We start from the raw sequence: 23698 nt of genomic DNA on the forward strand, positions 1-23698 counted from the left end.
ATTGGCACATTATTATTCATATTCGAAATACTCGAAATCGGCATGTGCTTTTGAACTGTCAGAAGTAGCAACAGCATATAATCCTAAAATAATTCCTGTAAAACCACCGGCAGTCTCCGTACTTACATAGCGTGTGTTCATTTTATCCAATTTGCGGAAATTCTTTCCATCCGTAGCATACTCAAACGAATAAAACTCATTGTTACCTTTTACACGAAGCTGAATTTTTCCTTGCGGCACAATCACTTCCTTTTGCGTGTGTGTCAATTCACCTAAACGATAGCGTAGTACGACTGCCTGCTTTTCATCCGCCAGTTGCTTGACGTAAAGATCATAATGAGACGACTCGCACATATATACTGTCAATCCCGCTTCATCGGCAGGAGATGCCTTTTGCAACTGCATAGAAGTGGTAGCTGTAAAATCGGTATGTTGCTGCCGGCGTCCGACAAAAGTAGGACTGGCTTTGTCATCATTCAAACTGACAGGAGCTGCTTTCAGACGTAATTTGCCGGAAACAAGCGTGTAATTCTCAGGGTGATTGTTTCTTATATGCACCCACTCCGGGCCAAGTTTCTCCCCCTTAAAATCAGTACGGGGCGATTTCTTGGCAAGAGGTTGCTGAGGAAGAGTCGGAACATCCATTTGCAGTGCAATGGTTCCATCTCCATTCACCACCGGCCACGCATTTTTATCCCAACGCATGGGGGCAAGAAACGTTTCACGACCTAACAGATGATGATAACCGGTCTGCGGACGAAACGCAAGGCAAAGTACCCACCAGGAACCGTCAGAAGCCTGTACGAACTCTGCATGTCCTACCCCCTGTATCAGATTGCCCTGCGCATTCATATTGATATGTGTAAGAATCGGATTGGCGGGATTAGACTCGTAGGGGCCGTCTATATGCCGGCTACGGGCAATAGTAACTTTATGCCCGTATTCCGTGCCCCCTTCGGCAATCAGCAAATAATACCAATTATCCTTTTTATAAATATGCGGTGCTTCGGGATAGCGTCCACCGGTACCATTCCATATACGTTTAGATTCGGTCAACTGCTCACCGGTCATCGGATTTATCTCACACAATTGAATGCAGTTGTCCGGATTGCTGACCAGATAGCATTTCCCTCCTTCGAAATAAAGAGAAGGATCGATGCCACCTTGCTTAACTGATACAGGTTCCGACCATTCCCCATACAAATCAGTGGTATGTACGATAAAGTTTCCTTTATCGGTAACATTGGTCGTAATCATGTAATACGTACCGTCATTATAACGAATAGTAGGTGCATAGATACCGCCCCAGATGCTGGCCCCTTGAAGTGATACTTGCGAGGGGCGGGTCAGACAATTACCGATCTGTTCCCAATGGATCAAATCTTTACTGTGGAATAACGGCACACCGGGGAAATACTGGAAACTGCTGGCGACCAAATAATAATCATCACCTACGCTACAAACACTCGGATCCGGATAAAAACCGGGAATAACCGGATTCTGATACCCTTGTTGATTTTGCGAAAAACAGGATAAGCTCAAAGCCAATCCTAAAAGTAGTGTCATTGTTTTCATAAATTTTGTGTTCAAATAGTTTTTATGTTTTATTTTAGATTTTTATCGGTTTGACTTAACCGATTGAAGAATAAACTTTTAGCGAATTATTTGAGAAATAGAGGTAACGATTTAGCGACCGTGCAATTTTCAGTGATTTACGGTGCTATGCTGTCAAATAACTCTTTCTGAATGCGAAGATAGCCATTTTTGACGAAATAACAAATCACTCGAAAAAATCATCGCTAAATAATGTAGCTTACTTAGGTTGGTTTTGTTCTTTCTTTATTTTTTTATACTTTTTAGTGTCATATTGAAAATGCTCATCATCAGACCATTGTGTTATAAGCTTGACAATGTAATACGTTTTTGCTTCTTCAATATCATCTTTAATTGTCGTTTTTGTTTCTATCTGTAAATTGCATGTAATTGAAGTTCCATTTCCAAATTTAATTTCTTGGTCATAAACTTGCTCCAAGAAATCCTTGTCATCTATCTTGAATTCAATTGGAAGTCCTGAATAAATTCCTCTCCAAGGCAATTTTCGACCTTTTACTAAAACAGGAGAAACAATATAAATAGTTGTTCCATTTATTATCTCTGTTGTAGTACTTGTTCCCTCTTGAATAACATGACCGTAGAAATCTTTTTTTCAATAGTTACAGTATTATTTTGATTATCTCCAGTTGGAATATTTGCTTCTATTTTGGTTATTGTTTCTTCTTTCGAAAGGACTTCATAGTACTTACTAATCCATTTCTTTAATTGTTTGTCACCTTGTAATAGTATCTCTGCTTCTTCTTTGGAAAAATCACCACTTTTAATTTTTTCTGCTATTTCTATTCGATTCTTAATTTCGTCTGTTTTGTGAATTGCAGGACGGAAAAACAAACCTACAAATCCAGCCAGCAAAGCAGTTAAAATACCTGAAATATCAATTTTATCACAAATGAGTAATAAATTGTCAATTATATCACCTTCATTTTTAGCTTCAACCCTAACGGATATATCACACCCTACATATTTTTGTAACTCAGAAATTGCTTTTAATAAATATCGCTCGGATTCATTATGAATTTTTGCATCCATTGCATGTGGGGTATTCCCAGCAATGAAATAGTGCAATTAGAAATCTAAACAAATATTCTTAGCTGCCATAAATGAACAATATATAACTTGTTACCGTATATATTCAAGTTGTCTTCAAATCCATTCGGTCATGAGAATCGATATGTGTATATCTTTTCTATTCTACACGTACAACATTTGACTTATTTCATGTCTAATTTGCTCTATTACTTCTTTATTGGCAATTTCTCCATCTAAGCTGAATACGATAAACACATTACCGCCATATCGTTCTTTGAACGATTCGAAACTCACTTTCATTCGTTCAGTCAGCGAATAACTACCGAAATTGGCACTCGCTGTTATCGGTTTGATTTGTATGCCTATGGCTTTATCTCCGATTTTTGCGATATAATCGATATCTCCTGCATGATCCAATTCGGGATCGCTTTCTTCGAAGTCTATATTAGGAAAAACTTTAGCCAATCCGTCATTGATTACAGACTTTTCTCGTATATAACCGTCATAAGTACGATTTATAGTCAGATTGTATATATAGTCGATACAGTCCTGTTCTGTCAATTCACGAAAAGCTGCTTCCCATTCAGGAATCACGACTTCCGTAATTTTTGCATACAACCGTTCACCCAATTCATGGAGACTTTCGACTGTGATTTTCGTCGGATTTTTTCCTGCGGTATGAGCATTTTCGAAATACCATGATTGCCATTCATCGAACGAAAAAGGTTGGCAATCGCGAATAAGAGCCATTACAGCACCTACTTTATTCGGGCGAGATAATTGGTATGTTTGGCAAGCGTAGTTCAGTACGCGTTCTTTTTTTCCGAAATTCATAGAATATTTATCCATAACTTTTTATGCGTTTATCAGTTTTTCGAATTTACTTTTATATTTGAAATCGAAAGAATAGTCTACATCGACTAACCCGTTTTTCAACATATGTGCATTGATAAAGGTCTTGTTGTCCAAGTATAAATAACAAAGCAACATATCCTCATCATCGTATTTTATCGTATCGTAACGCAAGAATACTTTGCGTCCTTTGGTTTTCTCCAAAAGAAATTTCGTAGCATTACCGTTGACGCATGGCTTTTCCTTGATACCAAGCAATCGTACGGTAAGTCCGTTATTCAAAACGATTGTATTCGGAGATAAAATCGTTTTGACCGAAAAATATTCTTCTCTTTCTTTTTTATCTTTGTCTATTCGAGAACCGAACTGCAAACGCTTGATGTCTATCTTATTCCCCATTTTATGGGGATCGCGAAAAAGATACGGTAAGGTTTCCATCTTGCTTGCTATATCGAAAGCGTTCCCGTCCGTTCGGTATTTATATTCTACCGTTCCGAACGATATGGATGACGACACTTTTTCTTCATAAAACTTTCTGAAATCGGGATTTATTTCGTATCCGATGGAGTTGCGTTGCAGATTACGTGCAGCTAAAGCCGTTGTTCCGCTACCCATGAACGGATCGAATACCGTTTCTCCGGCAAAAGAGAACATTTTTATCAAACGGCGCGGTAATTCTTCAGGAAATACTGCAATGTGTCCGTCTTGTTTAGCCCCGCCGAAATTCCAATGGGAAGCAAAAAATGTATTCCATTCATCTTTGGTCATTTCCGAACATTGCTTTTGCTCGATAGCAGGAACGGGAGCCTTACCTTGTTTTTTGAAAATGAGGATAAATTCGTAATCTATTTTCAAAATACCGTTTCGAGGATAGGGAAAACTACCCATAACAGCTCCTCCCCCTGTCGTATTCATCGTTGTTTGCTTCTGCCAAATTACGGCTCCCATATAATCCATTCCGAGAGCTTCGCAAAAACGTATGATTTCAGTTCTTATGGGAATCACTTTATAACGTCCGTAATAGACGGAACGAGCGAATTGGTCTCCTATATTTATGCACAAACGGCAACCGTCATGCAATACTCGATTGCACTCCGCCCAGACCATATTCAGATTGTTGATATAGCTTTCGTAACTATCATGAAATCCTATTTGCCCGTCATTCCCATAATCTTTCAATTGCCAATACGGGGGCGACGTAATGATCAAATGGACGGACTTGTCCGGCATAAGAGAAAGATTCCTGCTATCTCCGTTGATAAGCGTGTGTATAGTCTTTATTTCCATTTCTATTGTCAATTATAGTCTTCAATGCTTTATCCGCAATGTTTTTATCGTTTCCGATAATTGCATTTATCTTATCCGCAATCCAAAGGCTCAACAGCTCTTCCCGTTCGATATTCAAGATGTCCGAAAGCAATACCACTTGCTCCTTTTTAGCTTACCTGTCTCCGCGTTCTATTCGGCTATACATAGGGACATCTATATTCAAAGCCGAAGCCAATTGCTTTTGCAACAATCCGCTTCGGACTCTAGCCGCTTTGATCTTTTGTGCGAATAACGTTCGAATATTTTTCAATTTGTCATTATTTGGCAAATTTACTACTTTTATTTCGTTTATGCACATAGAATGCCAATAATTTGATTGACTTAAATTTAGTGATTGTGATACAGCTGATTATTTCTCTATTTCCCCTAAATCCCCCTGCCTTTCCTTTGCGGCTGTATGGGTCGGTGTATGTTCTGCCTTAGCTTGTCGAATTGCTCCTTGAACCACTCGGCAATGGGCTTTCGGTCGATGGCAAGAACTAATTTCGTCCCGTCCGTAGGGTCTTTCATCACTTGAACCCCAGCCTTTTCGGTCTTGAATTTCCGTTTATGTTCCTCCGAGTAGAGTTCCCCTGCATACTCCAACGGCTTTCCCTTGACGAGCATTGCCGGCTGCCCGTCGCTGAACCCGACAAAGTGGCAGAGGTTTTCGATACGGAGCATTTCACGGAAATAGGAGAACCATGCCGCCGCCCTTGCGATTACCGTTTTCAGAAACGATATTTCCTCCTTGTGCTTCGCTTCCTTGTCCGCTATCTCCCTGCGATGCTTCCGCTCTACTTCCGCCATTTGTCGGCTGTGGTCGGTCTGCATGGTCTGTATTCGGGTTTGCAGGGCTTCGATGGCTTCCCCGTGCGTGGTGACCTCCCTATGCAGGGCGGTGTTCTCCCTCTCCAACGTCCTGACCTTGTTACTGCCGAAAAGAGAACCGACACTCTCGGCGATGTTGGCTGCTGCGGTGGTCGCCGCCCCTTTCAGCTTCTCGGTCTGTATCTCTTTTTTCTCCCGTTTGAGTTCCTCCTGCGCCGTTTCTTTCTGACGCTGCAAATCCACTACCTCCGTTTTGAGGCTGTCGGTGAGTTTCTTCGTTTCATTGTAATACTGCTGCGTGGACTTGTGCCGTGCCTTCGAGCCATCAATGCCCCTTTGCAGCCCGTATTTCGCCATCGCCACGGCGTAGGTGTCTTGGTAGGATTTCAGCCTTAGGCGTGTCATAATATCGTCGGCGCACAGCCTTACGGTATCGGTCGGCTTCTTACAGTATCGCTTCTTCGTCTGTTCCTCCCTTTTCCTGCGCTTGCGCTCTCCTTTGACGATGGGAACGAGCGTGACGTGTATGTGCGGCGTTTCCTCGTCCCGATGCAGGTGCGCCACCACGATGTTCTCCTTTCCGAACGTGTCGGCAAAGTATTTCATATTGTCAGCGCACCACTCGTCTAAACGCCCCTCCCTTTCGATGCGTTCCATGTCCTCGTGCGTTCCCGACACGGTGATGCGGATTACCCGTACTTGGTTGTTTCCGATTTTGCGTGTCAGCCCGCTTCTTCCAATCTTCTCTGCATAGCCGCCGAACGGCCTTTAATCCCGTCGGGGTAGGTAACGAGTTTTCGGTTCAGGTGCGTCCGTGTCGGGTCTGCGTTCTTCGGTATGATAAAACGCTCGATGTGGCCGGTCGTTCCGCTGTCGGAACCGTGCGCCTTTTCCATGTGCAATACTACGAAACCCATATATATTCCTTTCTTTTTTAGCTTGTGAAACAATGATTCTTTGTATCTTCGGGGGTGGCAAAGAGCCGTCCCCGACGGGGTGTACAGAGGGGCTTGCCCCTTGCCTTATTGGGGAATTTTCAGCGATACGGGGTATTGCGGCTCGGAAAATTCCCTAATAAATTACGGCATTTTCTTCGTAAATCCCCTGCGGCGTGTCGGCGGTCTGCCCGTGCCTTATCGGCTCGGCGATTGAATCCGCTTTGTGTACTTGGCTGTTCGCGCTCGTTGTACTGACTTTACCGACTATACCAAACCCCACCTTATTATTTCCCCCTTTCGGTCGGTGGGGGACGGCGGGGCGGTCGTTTCCGTTTTCAAAGGCTTCTTTGCACGGGGCGGTCGACGGAAAGCCCCGTGTTTACTTCGCCTTTGTAAACGGGAATGACTGCTCCGCTTTCCTGCGGTCGGGAAACAGCCCCTTTCCGTCCGTGCGACGGTATGACCGTATTACGGACTGATACCCCGACCGACAGACCGTTACGCCATCCATCGACGGCTCGACTCGGTGTCGGCAACGACAGACACGATAACCGTTGTTTTCTCTTTTCACCGATGCGTTATTCTCTCCAACAACACTTTACGGACTTTCGCCGCCCCGAACGATTCGATACGGAAAGCGAGGGCGGCTATCGTTTCGAGGTCGTAAACCTCTATGCTGCTTCTGTCCGATAGGCGGATAAGGCGTTCGATACCGTACTCTTTCAATACTCCGCTCTTGCAGAGTGCCTTTATCCCTGCCCGAACCGTTGGGGCGATAACCCCGAACATATCCCTTTAAAGATTGTACTCTAATATTTAAGAAGAAAATTTAAACATGCCCTTAAAAATCAAAACAGAGTGCCCTGATTTACAAATTTCCGGAGAACAAACAAACAAAACCTCCGGATAAACTGTTTATTAAGATATAAATTAAACAATTAATGAAGAAAATTATGACAGAGGAATATGAACTCATTGATAATGAAGAAAGCCGTAGATACGAATTCCGTATCGATGGCCATATAGCCAAAATAGAATATATAAAAACTCCGAACGGAGAAATCTACCTGACTCACACAGAAGTCCCTCGTGCATTGGGAGGTAAAGGAGTCGGTTCTCAATTAGTTGAAAAAGCATTGAAGGACATTGAACAAAAAGATTTACGCCTTGTGCCACTTTGTCCGTTCGTTGCCGGCTACATTCATAAACATCCGGAATGGAGACGCATTGTGATGAAAGGTTTTCATATCCAATAAAAAAATAATAAACATGGGAAAGAAAATAGAATATACAAATGGCGAAATGACCATTATCTGGCAACCGGAGCTTTGCCAGCATGCAGGTATCTGCGTAAAAATGCTACCGAACGTATACCATCCCAAAGAAAGGCCATGGGTACAGATAGAAAACGCGACCACAGAGGAACTGATCGCACAGATCAGAAAATGCCCTTCGGGAGCACTCAGTTACAAAATGAATAAAGAGAAAGAAAACCAAGAAGATGGATCCAAACCTTTATAAATATCGGTAATAAAAAAAAGTCGTATCAACTCTACTTTTGAATAATGATACGACTTTTTTTATGCTTATCAGTTACAATCTGCAACTTTTCAGAGTGTTCTTTTGGGGATACACAAAGTTCGTATCTGTCTTCGTCCGAAAATCACCCTTAGCCGTGTTGAAACGATAAGCAAAGCCAATCCCTTCATTTTCAGAAACCGGTCTCAAAACTATCAATCGTGTTCTACCATGTTTTGCTGTCGACTTATACGTTTCTCCCTCCTGAAAAGAGGAAGTTCCGCTTAGGCGGGTAAAAGTGAGAGCAACCGTAAACGGAGAATACGATGTATTGTCTGCATAAAAAGTAACTTCTCCCTTTGCAGAACGTTCATGAGAGACAGTGACCGGAGCATTCTGAGACTGGACCATCACCGGTATCCAAAAAAGAAGACCCAAATAATATTTCAAATTCATGTTATCTCATTTTTTATCAATCAATACTCCAAGTCATTACAAACTCAGGGTGAAGCAAATAATGTATCCGAAAACTACGCTTCTGTTCGGTTCTATATTCATGAGCGGTAAAATCGCCCTGCTCTTGAAGCAAAAAAGGTTCTATATGTAAATGTTGGCGAAAATCGACCCCGTCCGTATCCATACATTTAAACATCACCTCCTTAGCAGACCAATGCAATAAAAGACTCCAGGTAGCATCTTCTTTATAAAGACGAACCGATTCATCCTCCCGCATATATTTATGGGCCACTCTGTGTACCCGTTGTCCGTACTGCTCGATATCGATGCCTACCGGCACTTTATCACTCAGAATAACCGACACATAACCTTTCGTATGGGAAATGCTGATGAAATATGAATAATCCGCCAGATACGGTTTCCCACTCGGCTGATAACAGACTTCCTTATGTTCTCCCAATAGGCGAAACAGCAACGCACGGACGGAAAGCCACTCCAACCGGCGATGAGAAGCGACAAAACGCTGCACTTCCCGTTCATAATATTCCCGCTCCGGAAGCAGATCAAGCAAAGTATCTACAGATTCATCCATTTTCCAGACACCCCACCGATACAAAGGTTCTTTATGAGAAAGAAACAATGCCATAATTATGCATCCTCATCCGACGGAGGTTCATTGATAGTAAACTTTACCTTCAAAATACGGCGATTATCCATCTCCAGTACTTCAAAATCATAATTCAGATAAGAAACCTTTTCATGAAGTGCGGGAAACTCCCCTTTTATCTCGAGCAGAAGTCCGGCTAACGTATCGGCATCACCGGCCATCCTTTCGAAATCATCTTCATCCAACTTCGTGATTTTATAAAAATCGGTCAATTGGGTTTTAGCTTCAAATATCCAAGTATGATCATTCAATACCACATAAGTACGTTCTTCGTCATCGTATTCGTCATGAATCTCACCTACAATCTCTTCAATGATATCTTCCATGGTCACAATGCCGGAAGTTCCTCCGAATTCATCGACAACAATAGCAATGTGTATTTTATTGGCTTGAAAATCACGTAAAAGATCATCTATCATTTTTGTCTCAGGCACAAAATAGGCCGGACGTATCAGCGATTGCCAGCGAAAAGTATCCCCTTTATTCACATGGGGCAAAAGGTCTTTTATATAAAGTACCCCTTTAATATTATCACGAGAACCGGAATAGATGGGAATTCGTGAATAGGCATTCTCCACAATACACTTCATCACATCCTTGAAAGAGGTACGTATATCCAAATCGACTACGTCGAGACGTGAAGTCATTACCTCTTTGGCTGTTTCTCCACCAAAACGAATGATACCCTCAAGTATATTATTCTCTTCAGTAAGTTCGGCTTTATCCGTCAGTTCCAATGCCTGTGAAAGCTCATCGACTGAGATATTATGATTCTTACGCGTAAAACGCTTATTCAGAAAAGTTGTGGAACGCACGAGAAGGGCAGAAACAGGACGAAAAACTTTCCGTAAAACATAGATACCCGGAGCTGCAAAACGACAGAACACCAACGTTTTCTGTGCTGAATAAATCTTAGGCATGATCTCACCGAAAAGCAGCAACAGGAATGTAAGAATCACCGTCAAAATCAAGAACTCCGCAAGCGCTGAATGAAAAACAAAAACATTCATAAAGAAGAAATTGCAAAGCATGATGATGGTAACATTCACAAAATTATTAGTGATCAGCACGGTTGCCAGCAAACTTTCGGAATCTCCAAGCAAACTACTGATTTTTTCATCGGAAGGATGATTACGCTCGTCTATTTCATTGAGATCGGAAGGAGATAATGAGAAAAAAGCAATTTCCGATGCGGAAGCGAAACCGGAGGCGAGCAGAAGCACACCGGCTAAAACGATAGCTACAATTGCCGAAAAAGAAGGTGGGTTTACAGTTATACCATTAAAAATATCTGCCAACTGGCATAAATAAGCGTCTGGGTCCAAAATCTTGGTTTTTAGTTAAACAATTATTGATATGGATGAAAGTTGAAAACCTTATCAGTTGAAAATTGAGGATTTAAAACAAGTAGTTGAAAATTATCAATATCATCATGCCGTATAGCAATTTTCAACTTTCAACAGATGAGGTTTTTAACTATTCATTATCTTTTTTAAAACGGCAAATCATCTGCCGGATTATTCTGTATAGGGGCAGTCTGCGATTGTTGCGTCTGCTGAATTTGTGACTGATTTACAGGTTGTTGTACAGAAGAAGTTGGTAAAATACCACCGGAAGATCCACTTTTGGGTGTTAGCATCTCAAAATAATCCACATATACTTCTGTCACATAACGAGTAGCACCCGCCTGATCTGTATAAGTACGTGTCCTCAATTTCCCTTCCACATACAGTTTATCACCTTTATGCAAATATTTATCCACAATTTCAGCCCAACGATTAGAAGCTACAATATTATGCCATTCCGTTCTTTCCGGCACTTGAGTACCATTAGCTAAGGTATAAGCACGATCTGTCGTTGCCAGAGAAAAAGTAGCAACAGCCGATCCGGAATCAAAATATTTCACTTTAGGATCTTGACCGACATTTCCTAACAATATCACTTTATTAACTGACATATTATTCTATATTTATATTATTTTGTGCCAAAATTAAATAGAAATACAACACGAAACAAGTTTTTATACATATTTCTCCAGAAAGGCATGTATCAGTTTTGGCACGGCATATTGCTCTAATTCATTCGTTTTTATCTTTAAATACGATGAGAAAGATTTTGTTTTTTCCGGCAGAACAACTTCATAAAAATTAGCATAAAGAACCCGGTGCGATAACACATGTTTCACATTTCGGCAGATGGAACGAACCACCGGCACTTCCTCCTTATCAAACAATTTTATAAATTCCGGAAGCGCCAACAACTCTTCTTCCGTAACAGATGATGCTGTCTCTATCAAAGGCAGTTCGAAAAGATTTTTCCAAATATCGTTTCCCGTCCGTTTATTAATAAAAGTACAGGCACCCGCGCGTACATATATGTAGTTCAAAAAACGTTCTGTCGTCTTCGTTTTATGTTGCTTTACAGGAAGCTGTGCTACCATACTTTTTGACAAAGCCATACAACTGCCGGCCAAAGGGCAAAAAAGACAAGCGGGATTCTGCGGAGTACACTGTATAGCCCCAAAATCCATGATTGCCTGATTATAGACAGCCGGCCGCGATTTATCCAAAAATTCTCCAGCCAATGAAGCAAACAGCTTTTTACCTTCAGTGGAATCGATCGGTGTTTCAATACCCAAATAGCGGGAAAGTACCCGGTAAACATTTCCGTCGACCACCGCATAAGGCATATTATAAGCAAAAGAGCAAATAGCGGCAGCCGTATACTCTCCCACCCCTTTCAAAGCTAATACTTCGGGATAAGTTTTAGGAAACACACCGTTCATGCTACGGGCCGCCGCATGAAGATTGCGTGCACGGGAATAATATCCCAATCCCTGCCAAAATTTCATCACCTCATCTTCATCGGCTTCGGCAAGTGACGTCACATCCGGAAAACGTTTAATAAAACGTATAAAATAATCATATCCCTGAACCACTCTCGTCTGTTGCAAAATGATTTCTGAAATCCATATCAGATAAGGATCAGAAGACTCCCGCCAGGGCAATTCACGCTTATGTTCGCGATACCAATTAATCAATATTTCACTGAAATTATTCATCCAAACAATGTATCAATATAATCACTAAAATACCTCCTTCCCCCTTTCTGAGATACCTCACAAACAGCTAATACACTATCATATCGACAGATTGAAGTATTTATTTCATGCAAAAGTAGCTCTTTTTTAATCTAACAAAACTTAAGGAAGAGACTTTTTTCTAAAATTGTTCAGAATATATTTTTTTGAGTGCTTAAAAAGCTATATATTTGCAGTCCAAAAAATTAGAAAGAACATAGTAATAATATTTTTTTTAAGGAAAAATGACTAAAGCAGATATTGTAAACGAAATTGCAAAGAACACCGGAATTGACAAAGTGGCAGTATTGACAACTGTTGAAGCGTTTATGGACGCAGTGAAAGATTCTTTGGCGAAAGATGAGAATGTTTACCTTCGTGGGTTTGGTAGCTTCGTAGTGAAAAAAAGAGCTCAGAAAACAGCTCGTAATATTTCCAAGAATACTACAATTATCATCCCTGAACATAATATTCCGGCATTTAAGCCAGCGAAGACATTTACAATCGCCGTAAAGAAATAATAAACAAGAGTATTAACCATAAAAATTTCAAGCTATGCCAAGCGGAAAAAAGAAAAAAAGACATAAAATGTCTACGCACAAGCGTAAAAAAAGACTAAGAAAGAACAGACATAAAAGCAAAAAGTAATTTTTAGTCTGATCTGGACAAAAATAAGGAACAAACTTGTGAAGCGAATGTCTTTCGAGTTTGTTCTTTGTTTAAATGCCCGATTCCAATGAACAAGATTCAAATTCATTTGTTCATTTTTTAAAACCAAATAATTAGGAAACAATTGTGACAAGCGAATTAGTAGTAGACGTACAACCCAAAGAAGTATCCATCGCCCTACTCGAGGACAAGAGCCTGGTGGAACTTCAAAGCGAAGGAAGAAATATCTCCTTTTCGGTGGGTAATATGTATTTGGGGCGTGTCAAGAAATTGATGCCCGGCCTAAATGCCTGCTTCGTGGACGTTGGTTACGAGAAAGATGCTTTCCTTCATTATTTAGACCTGGGTCCTCAATTCAATTCACTCGAAAAGTTCGTAAAGCAAACTTTAAGCGACAAGAAAAAGCTAAATTCAATTTCTAAAGCAACCCTGCTTCCCGACCTGGACAAAGACGGCACAGTAGCCAATACGCTAAAGGTAGGACAAGAAGTAGTGGTGCAGATTGTAAAGGAACCGATCTCAACAAAAGGACCGAGACTTACTTCCGAACTTTCATTTGCCGGAAGATATTTAGTACTGATCCCTTTCAATGATAAGGTTTCTGTTTCACAAAAAATTAAATCGAGCGAAGAACGCGCCCGCCTTAAGCAACTACTAATGAGTATCAAACCGAAAAACTTCGGTGTGATTGTTCGTACGGTAGCCGAAGGAAAACGTGTTGCCGAACTCGACGGAGAACTTAAAGTATTGCTCAAGCACTGGGAAGAAGCTATCACCAAAGTACAAAAAGCCACCAAATTCCCGACGTTGATTTATGAAGAAACAAGCCGTGCCGTAGGACTATTGCGCGACCTCTTCAATCCTTCTTTTGAAAATATTTACGTCAATAACGAGGCGGTGTACAATGAGATCAAAGACTACGTTTCACTTATCGCCCCCGACCGGGCAGACATCGTAAAACTGTACAAAGGGCAACTTCCCATTTACGACAATTTCGGTATCACCAAACAGATCAAATCATCTTTTGGCAAAACAGTATCCTACAAGAGTGGTGCCTACTTGATTATTGAGCACACTGAGGCGCTTCACGTAGTAGACGTGAACAGCGGTAACCGCACCAAGAATGCCAACGGGCAGGAAGGTAACGCACTCGAAGTAAACCTGGGAGCCGCCGACGAGCTGGCACGCCAATTAAGATTGAGAGATATGGGGGGTATCATAGTCGTAGACTTCATTGACATGAATGAAGCGGAAAATCGCCAAAAGCTTTACGAACGTATGTGTACCAACATGCAGAAAGACAGGGCACGCCACAACATTCTGCCGCTCAGCAAATTCGGCCTGATGCAGATTACAAGGCAGCGTGTACGTCCGGCTATGGATGTAAATACGACCGAAACCTGCCCCACCTGCTTTGGTAAAGGCACGATCAAGTCGTCTATCCTGTTCACAGATACATTAGAGAGTAAAATTGATTACCTGGTCAATAAATTGAAGATAAAGAAATTCTCGTTACACATCCACCCGTACATCGCTGCGTACGTCAATCAGGGACTCGTTTCTCTGAAACGCAAGTGGCAGATGAAGTACGGATTCGGCATTAAGATCATTCCGAGTCAGAAGCTCGCTTTCCTGGAATACGTATTCTATGATTCCAACGGAGAGGAGATCGACATGAAGGAAGAAATCGAGATTAAGTGATAGAAGAAAGGCAGCTGAACAGGTTGCCTTTCTTTGTTATACCAAGAATTACATAACACCACCACTCACATGAGAAAACACATATTTACAGTCGTTGCCTGCATATGGGCAGGAGTTTTAACCGCACAGAACCAATCCACTCAAATCCCCCGGGGAATGGTCGACGTAAACAAAGTCACCGACCTTACATTAGACAGCCTGAACAAAGCGAACACGGTAAGACCGAAAGCCGGTTCTTCACGCAAAGGAAACAACCCTGTATTGTTTCTGGTAGGAAACTCTACCATGCGTACCGGCACACTTGGCAACGGCAACAACGGACAATGGGGATGGGGATATTTCATAGGACAATATTTTGATGAAAACCGCATAACCGTAGAAAATCATGCATTAGGAGGTACAAGCAGCCGCACCTTTTATAACCGTTTATGGCCGGATGTGCGTAAAGGATTAAAGCCCGGAGACTGGGTAATCGTTGAGCTTGGACATAATGACAATGGCCCTTTTGACGAAGGAAGAGCACGTGCCAGTATACCGGGAACAGGTAAAGACTCCCTACTTGTCACCATCAAAGAAACCGATATCCGGGAAACCGTATACAGCTATGGTGAATACATGCGCCGCTTCATAGCCGACACCAGAGCTGCCGGTGCCAATCCCGTACTCTTATCGCTCACTCCGCGCAATGCCTGGACAGCCGATGGAAAACGCATCGTACGAAAAGACGACTCTTTCACTCCCTGGATAAAAGCAATATGCAAAGAGCAGAAAGTACCGTTCATCGATCTTGAAGATATCACAGCAAATAAGTTCGAACGTTTCGGTAGGGAGAAAGTCAATTACATGTTTTACCTCGATAAGATACATACCAGCGAGTTCGGTGCACAAATCAATGCCGGATCGGCTGCCGAAGGTATCGCATCCTGTAAAAAACTGGAATTAAAAAAGTACCTCAAGCCATTGCAGACGCCTGTTGTAAATGGATTAAAACGTAAGAAAGGCAAACCTGTTATTTTCTTTACCGGAGACTCTACCGTAAAGAATGCCGATAAAGAAGAGGATGGTATGTGGGGATTGGGAAGCGTAGCCGGCTGTGCTTTCGACACTACAAAAGTTACACTCATGAATTGTGCTGTTGCCGGCCGCAGTACCCGTACTTATCTTGACGAAGGACACTGGGACAGGGTATACAACAGCATACAACCGGGAGATTATGTATTTATCCAGTTCGGACATAACGACATAGGAGATATAAACACAAAAAAAGCGCGGGGAGTAATCCGTGGAACAGCAGACACCAGTCATGTTTACCGGATGGAAGCAACCCGAAAATACAAAGTCGTCTACTCCTTCGGATGGTACCTTCGCAAATTCGTAGGCGATGTGCGCGAAAAAGGAGGTATCCCTGTTCTGGTAAGTCTAACTCCACGCAACCGATGGAAAAACGGAAAAATAGAACGACGGAACGATACATATGGAATATGGATGCGGGAAGTGGCCGAACAAACCGGCGCCCTGTTTATCGATCTGCATAACCTCACGGCCGATTATCTGGATAAGGAGGGACAGGAAAAAGCCGCCGCTTACTATAATCATGACCATACACACACCTCTAAAAAAGGTGCGGAACTAAACGCCAAGATGCTGGCCAAAGGGCTCAAAGAGGCCAATTGTCCATTGGCAAAATCTATCAAGCTTATAACATATTGATCTATTTGGCCGATTTTTTCCGGAAATATTAAAACAAACAATTCCCACGGACAATAATGTTTATATCCAAAACTTTATTATCCATGGAAACCATTAAACGTCGTTATCTTTTTCCGGTACAGACTGTAACATTTACAGATGTGACAACATTTATTTTCTTTGCCTGGTCACCGTATGCAATACGTTACCTTTCTTATCAATCATGCGCAATTCCAGTTTCTCTGAACTAACCGTAACAATAGAAAAGCCCGGATCAGAACTACAGAAAACCGTTCCTTCAATCGGCTTCACTTTACGCGCCAATGAACCAGCCGAATTAGTGACATAATCAATATTGCTTCCCGGGACACGTATATGTTGGAAATTGTGGATATGTCCGCAAATGTACATGTCTACTTTATGTTTTTGAAGAACCGGATCAAGACGCGCCTGCATATCAATGCGTTCGCTATCCGACTTCGAAGTCTCCGCATAAATGGGATGATGTCCGGCTACGATCACCCAGTCCTCACTGGCAACAGTCAATACAGAGTCTATCCATGCCAGTTGTTTCTGATAATCCTGCTTACAAGCATCAGGATATTGCTCACTGTCCTGACGATACTTATCGATCATCGGAGCCGTATCTACCCAAACCACACGCAATGTAGTCCCTTTTTCTTCAAATGTCTTAGTATAATAACGGGCAGGCATCTCCCAACGGCGACTCACCTTACTATAATCCAATACTGCCTGCGTATTACCACGATATTCGTGATTACCCAACAGAGGAAACCAGTCTATCATTAATTCGGGATGCGAGTAAATAAGTTCATAATTTGTCATCCACAAAGGATCATTCACACTTTGTACCCCCTCAAAATGATGTACATCACCCGTAGCAAGAATAAATTCAGGACCTACCTCTTCGGCCATTATCCCCATTAATTCAGCAATAGGTTTCTGATCGTAATATCCGTTACGTCCCAAATCATTGGCTACGTAAAAATTCAATTTATCCTCAAAGACAGAATAATCGGTGATCTGAGCACCAGCCCAATTACTTATAATCAACAGGGCAAGAAAAAATAGATTTCTAATTTTCATACTTTTAATATAATATATTATTGAAAACGCTGCAAAGGTAATGGTTTTCCATCGCAATGACTTTTACCAAAAAACGACAAAACAATTACATTTCTATTACACCATACCGGCATCCTGTTTGGTAATAAAAATGAAATATTCCTGCAACAGTGATGAAATTCATGCCCTCTACTTTTGCACCGGAAAAACAAAGGTTAAACATTCTTTATGAAATTAAAAGCAGCTATCAGTTTACTCCTACTATTATCGTTTGGTGCAAATGCCAGAGAAATTAAAGGTAAAATCAGAGATTCAAAAACAGGGGAGGAAATTATCGGAGCCTCCATCATAGTAAAAGAAAACCCTACAAAAGGTGTAGTCAGTGGACTGGATGGAAGTTTCAACCTTTCAGTACCCCATGAGAAATTTACAATCATATGTACATATGTAGGCTATAAACGTTATGAACTCCAGATAGAACAAAAAGACTCGGAAATAGAGATCCCATTAGATAGCGATGACATTCTACTGGAAGGTGTCACTATCACTGCCCGTAATCCGGGACGCACCGAAGCCGGAGCACGTGCCATTGAAAAACAGGCAATGAACGTGGTGAATGTAATGAGCGCAAAAGCCATCGAACTCTCTCCGGATATTACGGTAGCCAATGTCATACAACGTATGTCGGGAGTAACCATTGAACGTAATAGCAGCGGAGAAGGACAATATGCCATCCTTCGGGGGATGGACAAACGATATAACTATACGTTAGTAAACGGAGTAAAAATACCGAGTCCGGATAATAAAAACCGCTTTGTACCACTTGATATTTTTCCTTCAGAAATGCTCGACCGTCTGGAAGTGACCAAATCACTCACCGCCAACCTTGAAGGCGACGGAATCGGCGGAGCTGTCAACCTTGTAATGAAAGACGCTCCGTCGGAACGTCAGTTCACGGTCAATCTTTCCACAGGATACAATGCAATGTACCTCGGGCGAGACTTCCAATCGTTTGCTCATAATGACATTTCTTCAAAATCTCCTTATGAAGCGGCAGGATTTCCCAAAAACTATAAAGTCACCATGAAGGATTTCACTACCGACAATCTCCATATGACATGGAAACGTCCGTTACCCGACCTTACTGCCGGCCTCTCCTACGGAGATCGTTTTTTCAACGAACGGTTAGGTATTATGCTGGCTGGAAGCTACCTAAATACCTATCGCGGCAAAGAAAGCGAACTTTATTATCAACCGGGGAAAACGCGTAACGGCATCGAATACAGGAATTACTCCACACAACAGACCCGTATCGGCGCGCATGCCAATCTCGACTATGACTTTAACCGCAATCATAAACTGACCTGGTACAACGGCTATATGGATATGGACGAAGCCGAAGTACGTGATGGCTCGGACGATCAAGACCGTGCCATCCGGATGAAATGGGTTCATCAATACATATACAACTCTACGTTGAGGGGAGAACATCTCTTTTTGAATGATGGCACATTGAAGCTGAACTGGTCGGCTGTCTACTCAAAAGCGTACAGTGAAACCCCGGACAATGCCGAAATATTCCTCATCGGTTCGCACGTAGCATCCTCCGGTGCAGCTACACGCCGTTGGGAGCACAACTCAGACAAAGACCTCGCAGGATATATCGACCTCTCTTATAAATGGAAAACCGGCAGCAACAGCGTATTGGATTTCTTGGCTGGAGGTATGTATCGTGACAAGAAACGTGACAGTTTTTTTAATGAATATACATTCAACTCCGCTACAGGTTCGGGTAATCCGCAATATATCGACAAAGACTGGCATAACTTTGATGAAATACAGTTCACGCCACGTGCTTACGGAAATATCAGCGACCCGTTAAACTATGATGCAACTGAAAAAGTCGGGGCCGGATATGGTATGGTGAAATATACAATCAGTCAATGGGAACTTATTGCCGGCGTACGTATAGAACATACCGATCAAGGATATACTTTAAAGTTTCCTACGGGAAACGCCGCTCCCGAAGGTAACCAACGCTATACCGACATATTACCCAGCTTTCATGCCAAATATGCAATACATTCCAATGGAAACCTGCGTTTCTCCTATGCACGGGCCATCAACCGTCCCAGTTTTTTTGAAATCGTACCCTACTCCATCATCAATGAAGACTATAAGGAGAAGGGAAATCCCGAGCTAAAGCATACCGTAGCTGATAATATCGACCTGCGTTATGAATTCTTTCCCCGATCATCCGAACAACTCATGGTAGGACTGTTCTATAAAAATATCAAAGACCCGATCGAATATGGTCTACTCAATGAAGGGCAGGATACCTATTACAAACCAATGAATTTTGGTACGGCCAACAATTGGGGATTGGAAGTGGATATTTTAAAATACTTCAACTGGCTGGGTATCAAAGCCAACTACACCTATACCTATTCTAAAATAACAACAGAAAAACGTGTAATGCAGGGGTCGGAAGTAACTACCACCACCCAATCACGCCCTTTATTCGGACAAGCAGCTCATGTAGCCAATATCTCTTTTCTATTGAAAGACAGCAAACACGGATGGGAAGGACAGTTAGCCATGGGATACACCGGCAAACGATTAAGCGATATCTCCAACTGGGCAGACAACGATATCTGGGAAAAAGGATATACTCAACTGGATGCTTCAATTGAAAAAACACTGCCACGTGGTTTCTGTCTTTTCCTGAAAGCATCTAACTTACTCAACATACCGGTATTACGCTATGTACACCAAAGCGAACGTACCGCAAATGTAGATAGCGAACGTGATAACAGTAATCTGGTGGAACGTAAATCATGGCATGGACAGTCACTGATGATCGGAGCACGCTTCAGGCTCTGACCTTTCACCCCAAAACAGATTAAACACTCATTATCCATTATTAAAAAATTACTCATTAACCAATATTCATTCAATTATGAAACTAAAACATTATTTTATTTATGCAGTCCTGATGGCTATGACCTGGACTGCCTGTAGCGACGACAATGATATCAAAGGCAATAATGATGAGGAACAGGGAACAACCGAAAACGTATCAGGAGAAGTGGAAGGTATCTGGGAAGCCCATTCAACCATCAACGTAACGGGACACCTCACCGTACCTGCCGGCAAATCACTAACCATCGAAGAAGGGGTACAGGTTATATTCAGCACGGATGGTGTAGGAGCCAATCACGCCCCCATCGAATTTACCGTTGACGGCAACCTTTATTGTAAAGGTACAATTACAAACCCTATACGTTTCTCCATAGCCGAAGAACTACGTACACACAATAATATTTTCAACGAAGATGCCATGTGGGGTGGTATCGTGGCAACAGCCAATTGCGCAGAGATGCTGATTGACCATACCATCATCGAATATACCGGTGGGCAAGTAATAACAGGTTCTCCTGCAGCCAACAGAGAAGAATACACTGCCGGTGACGATGCATATCCGCAAATTACAACAAATAATATAAACGGACGTTATGTCATCACCAACTCCATCCTGCGCAACGGCTGGTCGGACGGTATCTACATGATGGGAGGTAACGCCATTATTGCCAACAACATCTTTGCTGCCAACGGTTTTGATGGTGCTGAAGCTGTAAATGTAAAATGTGGTTGTGTAGCAGATGTAGCGGGCAATGTAATGTTCAGTCCTAACACCAATGGTTTGAAACTGTCGAGTTCCGGTCAGAGCGAAACACGAAAACAGGCCAAAATACAAGCTTACAACAATACTATCATAAATGCAGGATGGCGCCGCGACGGAGAAAAAGGCGGTTGTGTATATGCAGAAAAGAATGTTTTGGCCAATGTATTCAACAATCTAATGGTAAACTGTAAGTTCCGTGCTCAAACTCCTTCTTACAATCTGCCCAACGATCCGGAAGAGGGTTATGCCTCAGCCTCTGTCATCGATTACAATTACTATGCTTCAGGCAATCAAAAAAGTGATATCGTATTCAACGGCGAAAAAGAGAGTGGCGTAGCCTATGCTTGGGAAGGCTACAATTATGCACACAAAAGCTACTATCAAGGCGTTGTCGATGCCCACAGCATCATCGCTACCCAAACAGATTCCAAAGATCCGAAGTTTGTGAATTTTGACATCAATAGCACAAAACTTACTTCGTACGATTACAATGACAATTGGGATTTCCATGTACAATCCGGTTCTCCCGTATTGTCGGGTGCAGCTTCCGCTTCCGAGACTTTTGCAGCTCCATACTTCGGTACGACCGGACTAAGCGTAGGTGGAAAAACATATACCTCACCAGCCGTACAAGCTCACTTTGGTGCGTACGGTACAAAATAAAAACGCCAATAACTTCGGATAATCTTGATATACCTCTGGTTATAATAATACTATACCCTAAAAGTTTTATATCTAACTTTTAGGGTATAGTTTTTTCGATATATCATCTATTACGTTCTCTCGCCAGCTACACTGTCTTTCTAAATGAATGCCTTCCTACTCTATACACTCTTTATCCAAACCGGATTTTTTATAAAAAGATGCTGTCTCTCACATTTTACACTAACATTATTAACATAGATAATTAACAATAGATTTTTATTATATAAAGGTATATGTTTTTCCATATGAAGAATATACACTTTTGCATAGTAAAAGTATATCGTTAACACAATCAAAAATACATACTCTTATGTAATATAAAAAATTACTTTTTACTTGTTAAGAATCAACACATTACATATAAACAACAGAAATCTGTCAATATGAAATGTCCAATACAGACAATAACGAAGTTACTTAATTGACAAGTATAAATAAAGCATCCCTCCAATTCAAAAAGTTCTTTCTAACTTCTAAAATAGAAATTGCGCCTATTAAATTATTATATATCAATAGAATAAATATTTTTTTCATAATCAATAACAACTATTCTCCGTATACAAGAATACGTTATTAACATGGTTACAATATACCTAACGATAAATTAGGATATATGTAACGGGGCAGTACGTATATTGGTATTTTCCTTACAAAGCCAATCGGTAGATTTCTTTACTGTCTTCTTTTGTCAACTTCACATAATTGCCTACCAACTCGCCTTTATTTCGATGAAGACTATCGGCCAGACGGTCAATATCCGGATGCTCAATACCCAACTCTCTAAAAGTAACAGGCAAACCAATGAATTTGAAAAAAGCTCTCAACCGGGCAATCCCTTCCAAAGCAACCGCTTTTTTATCATCTGCTTCCGGAACACCCCATACACGAACAGCATATTGAACGATCTTATCCATATTGTGTTCTGTCATCCAAGTCATCCAGGCAGGGAAAATTACGGAAAGACCGGCACCATGAGTCACATTGTAAATGGCACTGATCTCATGCTCCAGAAAGTGAGAAGCCCAATCTTCTTCACAACCGACTCCACATGTACCATTGTGGGCAATAGTTCCACACCACATCAAGTTGGCGCGGGCACCGTAATTCTCCGGTTCTTTCATCACCGTAGACGCTTCTTTGATAATAGCAAGAAGGGTTCCTTCACAAAGACGATCAGCGATTTCCACCTCCTTCGTGTTGGTGAAATAACGTTCCATGATATGCGCCATCATATCGGCAATGCCACAAGCCGTCTGAAAAGGGGGAAGCGTATAGGTAAGTTCGGGGTTCATCACCGCAAAAACAGGACGCAACAGTTCGGGCACACGGAGACTAAGTTTTTGTAAGCCATCAACTTTAGTGATAACGGTATTACCGGAACCCTCGCTACCGGCGGCAGGAATGGTAAGCACTACCGCTACTTTCAGAGCTTTCGTCACTTTGGCCTTACCAATATAGAAATCCCAAAAATCACCGGGATAAGGAACGCCGGCAGCTATCGCTTTGGCAGTATCTATCACCGATCCACCGCCTACAGCCAACAAAAAATCGACTTTTTCACTCCGACAGAGATCGATACCTTCGTACACTTTGGTATCGATCGGATTGGGCTGTATGCCACCCAACATGCAGTATTCGATTCCAGCTCCTTTCAGTGAACTTTCCACACGTGACAATAAGCCACTGCGTATCACCGAACCGCCTCCATAAACAATCATCACTTTCTTAGCACCATACTTAACAGTCAAAGCGCCTGTTTGCGCTTCCGTATCTTTACCGAATACAAATTCGGTGGGACTGTAAAAGATAAAATTATTCATCGACTTCTGTTTTTTTAATTATCTATTTCACCTCCATCAAATGTAAAAATC

The 23698-nt window shown here is 41.9% G+C and carries 21 protein-coding genes and 2 pseudogenes; 7 read left to right on the forward strand and 16 right to left on the reverse strand.

Going from position 1 to position 23698, the window contains the following annotated elements:
* Positions 1-12 precede the first annotated feature (12 nt).
* From RB604_RS18200 to RB604_RS18240, 9 genes and pseudogenes are all read right to left on the reverse strand, one after another.
* Positions 13-1575, reverse strand: a complete 1563-nt coding sequence (locus RB604_RS18200) for a glycoside hydrolase family 43 protein (RefSeq protein ID WP_055294148.1) — start codon at positions 1573-1575, stop codon at positions 13-15.
* A 238-nt stretch (positions 1576-1813) separates the two neighbouring features.
* Complete coding sequence (locus RB604_RS18205; protein WP_005930459.1) at positions 1814-2095, reverse strand: hypothetical protein; 282 nt, start codon at positions 2093-2095, stop codon at positions 1814-1816.
* 53 nt (positions 2096-2148) lie between these two features.
* Positions 2149-2643: a hypothetical protein gene (locus tag RB604_RS18210; protein WP_055294151.1), complete on the reverse strand. Its 495-nt coding sequence runs from the start codon at positions 2641-2643 to the stop codon at positions 2149-2151.
* 162 nt (positions 2644-2805) lie between these two features.
* Positions 2806-3492, reverse strand: coding sequence for an MjaI family restriction endonuclease (locus RB604_RS18215; protein ID WP_229103602.1), 687 nt, complete (start codon positions 3490-3492; stop codon positions 2806-2808).
* 6 nt (positions 3493-3498) lie between these two features.
* A complete protein-coding gene (locus tag RB604_RS18220) occupies positions 3499-4782 on the reverse strand; it encodes a DNA methyltransferase (protein WP_005930451.1) in 1284 nt (427 codons plus the stop codon).
* A 154-nt stretch (positions 4783-4936) separates the two neighbouring features.
* Complete coding sequence (locus tag RB604_RS18225) at positions 4937-5122, reverse strand: helix-turn-helix domain-containing protein (RefSeq protein WP_007481771.1); 186 nt, start codon at positions 5120-5122, stop codon at positions 4937-4939.
* Positions 5123-5190: 68 nt separating this feature from the next.
* Positions 5191-6551, reverse strand: a pseudogene (mobV, locus tag RB604_RS18230) (MobV family relaxase).
* 356 nt (positions 6552-6907) lie between these two features.
* Positions 6908-7108, reverse strand: coding sequence for a hypothetical protein (locus tag RB604_RS18235; RefSeq protein WP_172680666.1), 201 nt, complete (start codon positions 7106-7108; stop codon positions 6908-6910).
* Positions 7071-7364, reverse strand: a pseudogene (locus RB604_RS18240) (hypothetical protein); the annotation flags it as partial. The pseudogene RB604_RS18240 and the gene RB604_RS18235, both read right to left, overlap by 38 nt.
* Before the next feature lie 161 nt (positions 7365-7525).
* On the opposite strand from RB604_RS18240, the gene RB604_RS18245 reads away from it, so the two are divergent.
* Together RB604_RS18245 and RB604_RS18250 are read left to right on the forward strand one after the other, a co-directional pair.
* Positions 7526-7828, forward strand: coding sequence for a GNAT family N-acetyltransferase (locus tag RB604_RS18245; RefSeq protein ID WP_025819081.1), 303 nt, complete (start codon positions 7526-7528; stop codon positions 7826-7828).
* A gap of 13 nt (positions 7829-7841) precedes the next feature.
* A complete protein-coding gene (locus tag RB604_RS18250; RefSeq protein ID WP_005930434.1) occupies positions 7842-8093 on the forward strand; it encodes a (4Fe-4S)-binding protein in 252 nt (83 codons plus the stop codon).
* Between the two features lie 72 nt (positions 8094-8165).
* On the opposite strand, the gene RB604_RS18255 is transcribed toward RB604_RS18250, so the two are convergent.
* The 5 genes from RB604_RS18255 to mutY all read right to left on the reverse strand — a co-directional run bounded on the left by RB604_RS18255 (position 8166) and on the right by mutY (position 12274).
* Entirely contained in the window at positions 8166-8546 is a 381-nt protein-coding gene (locus RB604_RS18255) for a hypothetical protein (protein ID WP_005930431.1), read from the reverse strand.
* Positions 8547-8562: 16 nt separating this feature from the next.
* The gene (locus RB604_RS18260) at positions 8563-9192 is read right to left on the reverse strand and encodes a 4'-phosphopantetheinyl transferase family protein (protein ID WP_007481765.1); all 630 of its coding nucleotides are present in this window, start codon (positions 9190-9192) and stop codon (positions 8563-8565) included.
* Between the two features lie 2 nt (positions 9193-9194).
* Positions 9195-10538, reverse strand: coding sequence for a gliding motility-associated protein GldE (locus RB604_RS18265; RefSeq protein WP_007481763.1), 1344 nt, complete (start codon positions 10536-10538; stop codon positions 9195-9197).
* Positions 10539-10705: 167 nt separating this feature from the next.
* Complete coding sequence (locus tag RB604_RS18270; RefSeq protein ID WP_007481761.1) at positions 10706-11170, reverse strand: single-stranded DNA-binding protein; 465 nt, start codon at positions 11168-11170, stop codon at positions 10706-10708.
* A gap of 63 nt (positions 11171-11233) precedes the next feature.
* The gene (mutY, locus tag RB604_RS18275) at positions 11234-12274 is read right to left on the reverse strand and encodes an A/G-specific adenine glycosylase (RefSeq protein WP_007481759.1); all 1041 of its coding nucleotides are present in this window, start codon (positions 12272-12274) and stop codon (positions 11234-11236) included.
* A gap of 263 nt (positions 12275-12537) precedes the next feature.
* Between mutY and RB604_RS18280 the strand changes: the two genes are divergently transcribed.
* The 3 genes from RB604_RS18280 to RB604_RS18290 all read left to right on the forward strand — a co-directional run bounded on the left by RB604_RS18280 (position 12538) and on the right by RB604_RS18290 (position 16372).
* A complete protein-coding gene (locus RB604_RS18280) occupies positions 12538-12813 on the forward strand; it encodes an HU family DNA-binding protein (RefSeq protein ID WP_002561408.1) in 276 nt (91 codons plus the stop codon).
* A 274-nt stretch (positions 12814-13087) separates the two neighbouring features.
* Positions 13088-14662, forward strand: coding sequence for an Rne/Rng family ribonuclease (locus RB604_RS18285; protein WP_005930416.1), 1575 nt, complete (start codon positions 13088-13090; stop codon positions 14660-14662).
* A 69-nt stretch (positions 14663-14731) separates the two neighbouring features.
* On the forward strand, positions 14732-16372 hold the full coding sequence (locus RB604_RS18290) for a rhamnogalacturonan acetylesterase (protein ID WP_007481757.1): 1641 nt from the start codon (positions 14732-14734) through the stop codon (positions 16370-16372).
* Between the two features lie 150 nt (positions 16373-16522).
* Here RB604_RS18290 and RB604_RS18295 read toward each other — a convergent pair whose 3' ends face one another.
* Positions 16523-17458: a metallophosphoesterase gene (locus tag RB604_RS18295; protein WP_005930410.1), complete on the reverse strand. Its 936-nt coding sequence runs from the start codon at positions 17456-17458 to the stop codon at positions 16523-16525.
* 207 nt (positions 17459-17665) lie between these two features.
* Between RB604_RS18295 and RB604_RS18300 the strand changes: the two genes are divergently transcribed.
* Both RB604_RS18300 and RB604_RS18305 read left to right on the forward strand, forming a co-directional pair.
* Positions 17666-20320, forward strand: coding sequence for a TonB-dependent receptor (locus tag RB604_RS18300; protein WP_055294153.1), 2655 nt, complete (start codon positions 17666-17668; stop codon positions 20318-20320).
* Positions 20321-20396: 76 nt separating this feature from the next.
* A complete protein-coding gene (locus RB604_RS18305; protein WP_007481753.1) occupies positions 20397-21785 on the forward strand; it encodes a hypothetical protein in 1389 nt (462 codons plus the stop codon).
* A gap of 689 nt (positions 21786-22474) precedes the next feature.
* Here the strand turns inward: RB604_RS18305 and RB604_RS18310 are convergent.
* Positions 22475-23647 carry an iron-containing alcohol dehydrogenase gene (locus RB604_RS18310; protein ID WP_007481750.1) on the reverse strand — a complete coding sequence of 391 codons (1173 nt, stop codon included), beginning with the start codon at positions 23645-23647 and terminating at the stop codon, positions 22475-22477.
* Positions 23648-23698: the final 51 nt, after the last annotated feature.

It is taken from the genome of Bacteroides salyersiae, assembly GCF_031172035.1.
In the GTDB taxonomy this organism is placed as follows: Bacteria; Bacteroidota; Bacteroidia; order Bacteroidales; family Bacteroidaceae; genus Bacteroides; species Bacteroides salyersiae.

Bases quoted from the DNA above. Each gene is read 5' to 3' on its own strand.
- RB604_RS18310 (WP_007481750.1), bottom strand. From the start codon at position 23,647: ATGAATAATTTTATCTTTTACAGTCCCACCGAATTTGTATTCGGTAAA.
- RB604_RS18210 (WP_055294151.1), bottom strand. From the start codon at position 2,643: ATGGATGCAAAAATTCATAATGAATCCGAGCGATATTTATTAAAAGCA.
- RB604_RS18225 (WP_007481771.1), bottom strand. From the start codon at position 5,122: ATGTGCATAAACGAAATAAAAGTAGTAAATTTGCCAAATAATGACAAA.
- RB604_RS18215 (WP_229103602.1), bottom strand. From the start codon at position 3,492: ATGGATAAATATTCTATGAATTTCGGAAAAAAAGAACGCGTACTGAAC.
- RB604_RS18290 (WP_007481757.1), top strand. From the start codon at position 14,732: ATGAGAAAACACATATTTACAGTCGTTGCCTGCATATGGGCAGGAGTT.
- RB604_RS18200 (WP_055294148.1), bottom strand. From the start codon at position 1,575: ATGAAAACAATGACACTACTTTTAGGATTGGCTTTGAGCTTATCCTGT.
- RB604_RS18280 (WP_002561408.1), top strand. From the start codon at position 12,538: ATGACTAAAGCAGATATTGTAAACGAAATTGCAAAGAACACCGGAATT.
- RB604_RS18255 (WP_005930431.1), bottom strand. From the start codon at position 8,546: ATGAATTTGAAATATTATTTGGGTCTTCTTTTTTGGATACCGGTGATG.
- RB604_RS18270 (WP_007481761.1), bottom strand. From the start codon at position 11,170: ATGTCAGTTAATAAAGTGATATTGTTAGGAAATGTCGGTCAAGATCCT.
- mutY (WP_007481759.1), bottom strand. From the start codon at position 12,274: ATGAATAATTTCAGTGAAATATTGATTAATTGGTATCGCGAACATAAG.
- RB604_RS18300 (WP_055294153.1), top strand. From the start codon at position 17,666: ATGAAATTAAAAGCAGCTATCAGTTTACTCCTACTATTATCGTTTGGT.
- RB604_RS18220 (WP_005930451.1), bottom strand. From the start codon at position 4,782: ATGGAAATAAAGACTATACACACGCTTATCAACGGAGATAGCAGGAAT.
- RB604_RS18245 (WP_025819081.1), top strand. From the start codon at position 7,526: ATGACAGAGGAATATGAACTCATTGATAATGAAGAAAGCCGTAGATAC.
- RB604_RS18295 (WP_005930410.1), bottom strand. From the start codon at position 17,458: ATGAAAATTAGAAATCTATTTTTTCTTGCCCTGTTGATTATAAGTAAT.
- RB604_RS18250 (WP_005930434.1), top strand. From the start codon at position 7,842: ATGGGAAAGAAAATAGAATATACAAATGGCGAAATGACCATTATCTGG.
- RB604_RS18305 (WP_007481753.1), top strand. From the start codon at position 20,397: ATGAAACTAAAACATTATTTTATTTATGCAGTCCTGATGGCTATGACC.
- RB604_RS18260 (WP_007481765.1), bottom strand. From the start codon at position 9,192: ATGGCATTGTTTCTTTCTCATAAAGAACCTTTGTATCGGTGGGGTGTC.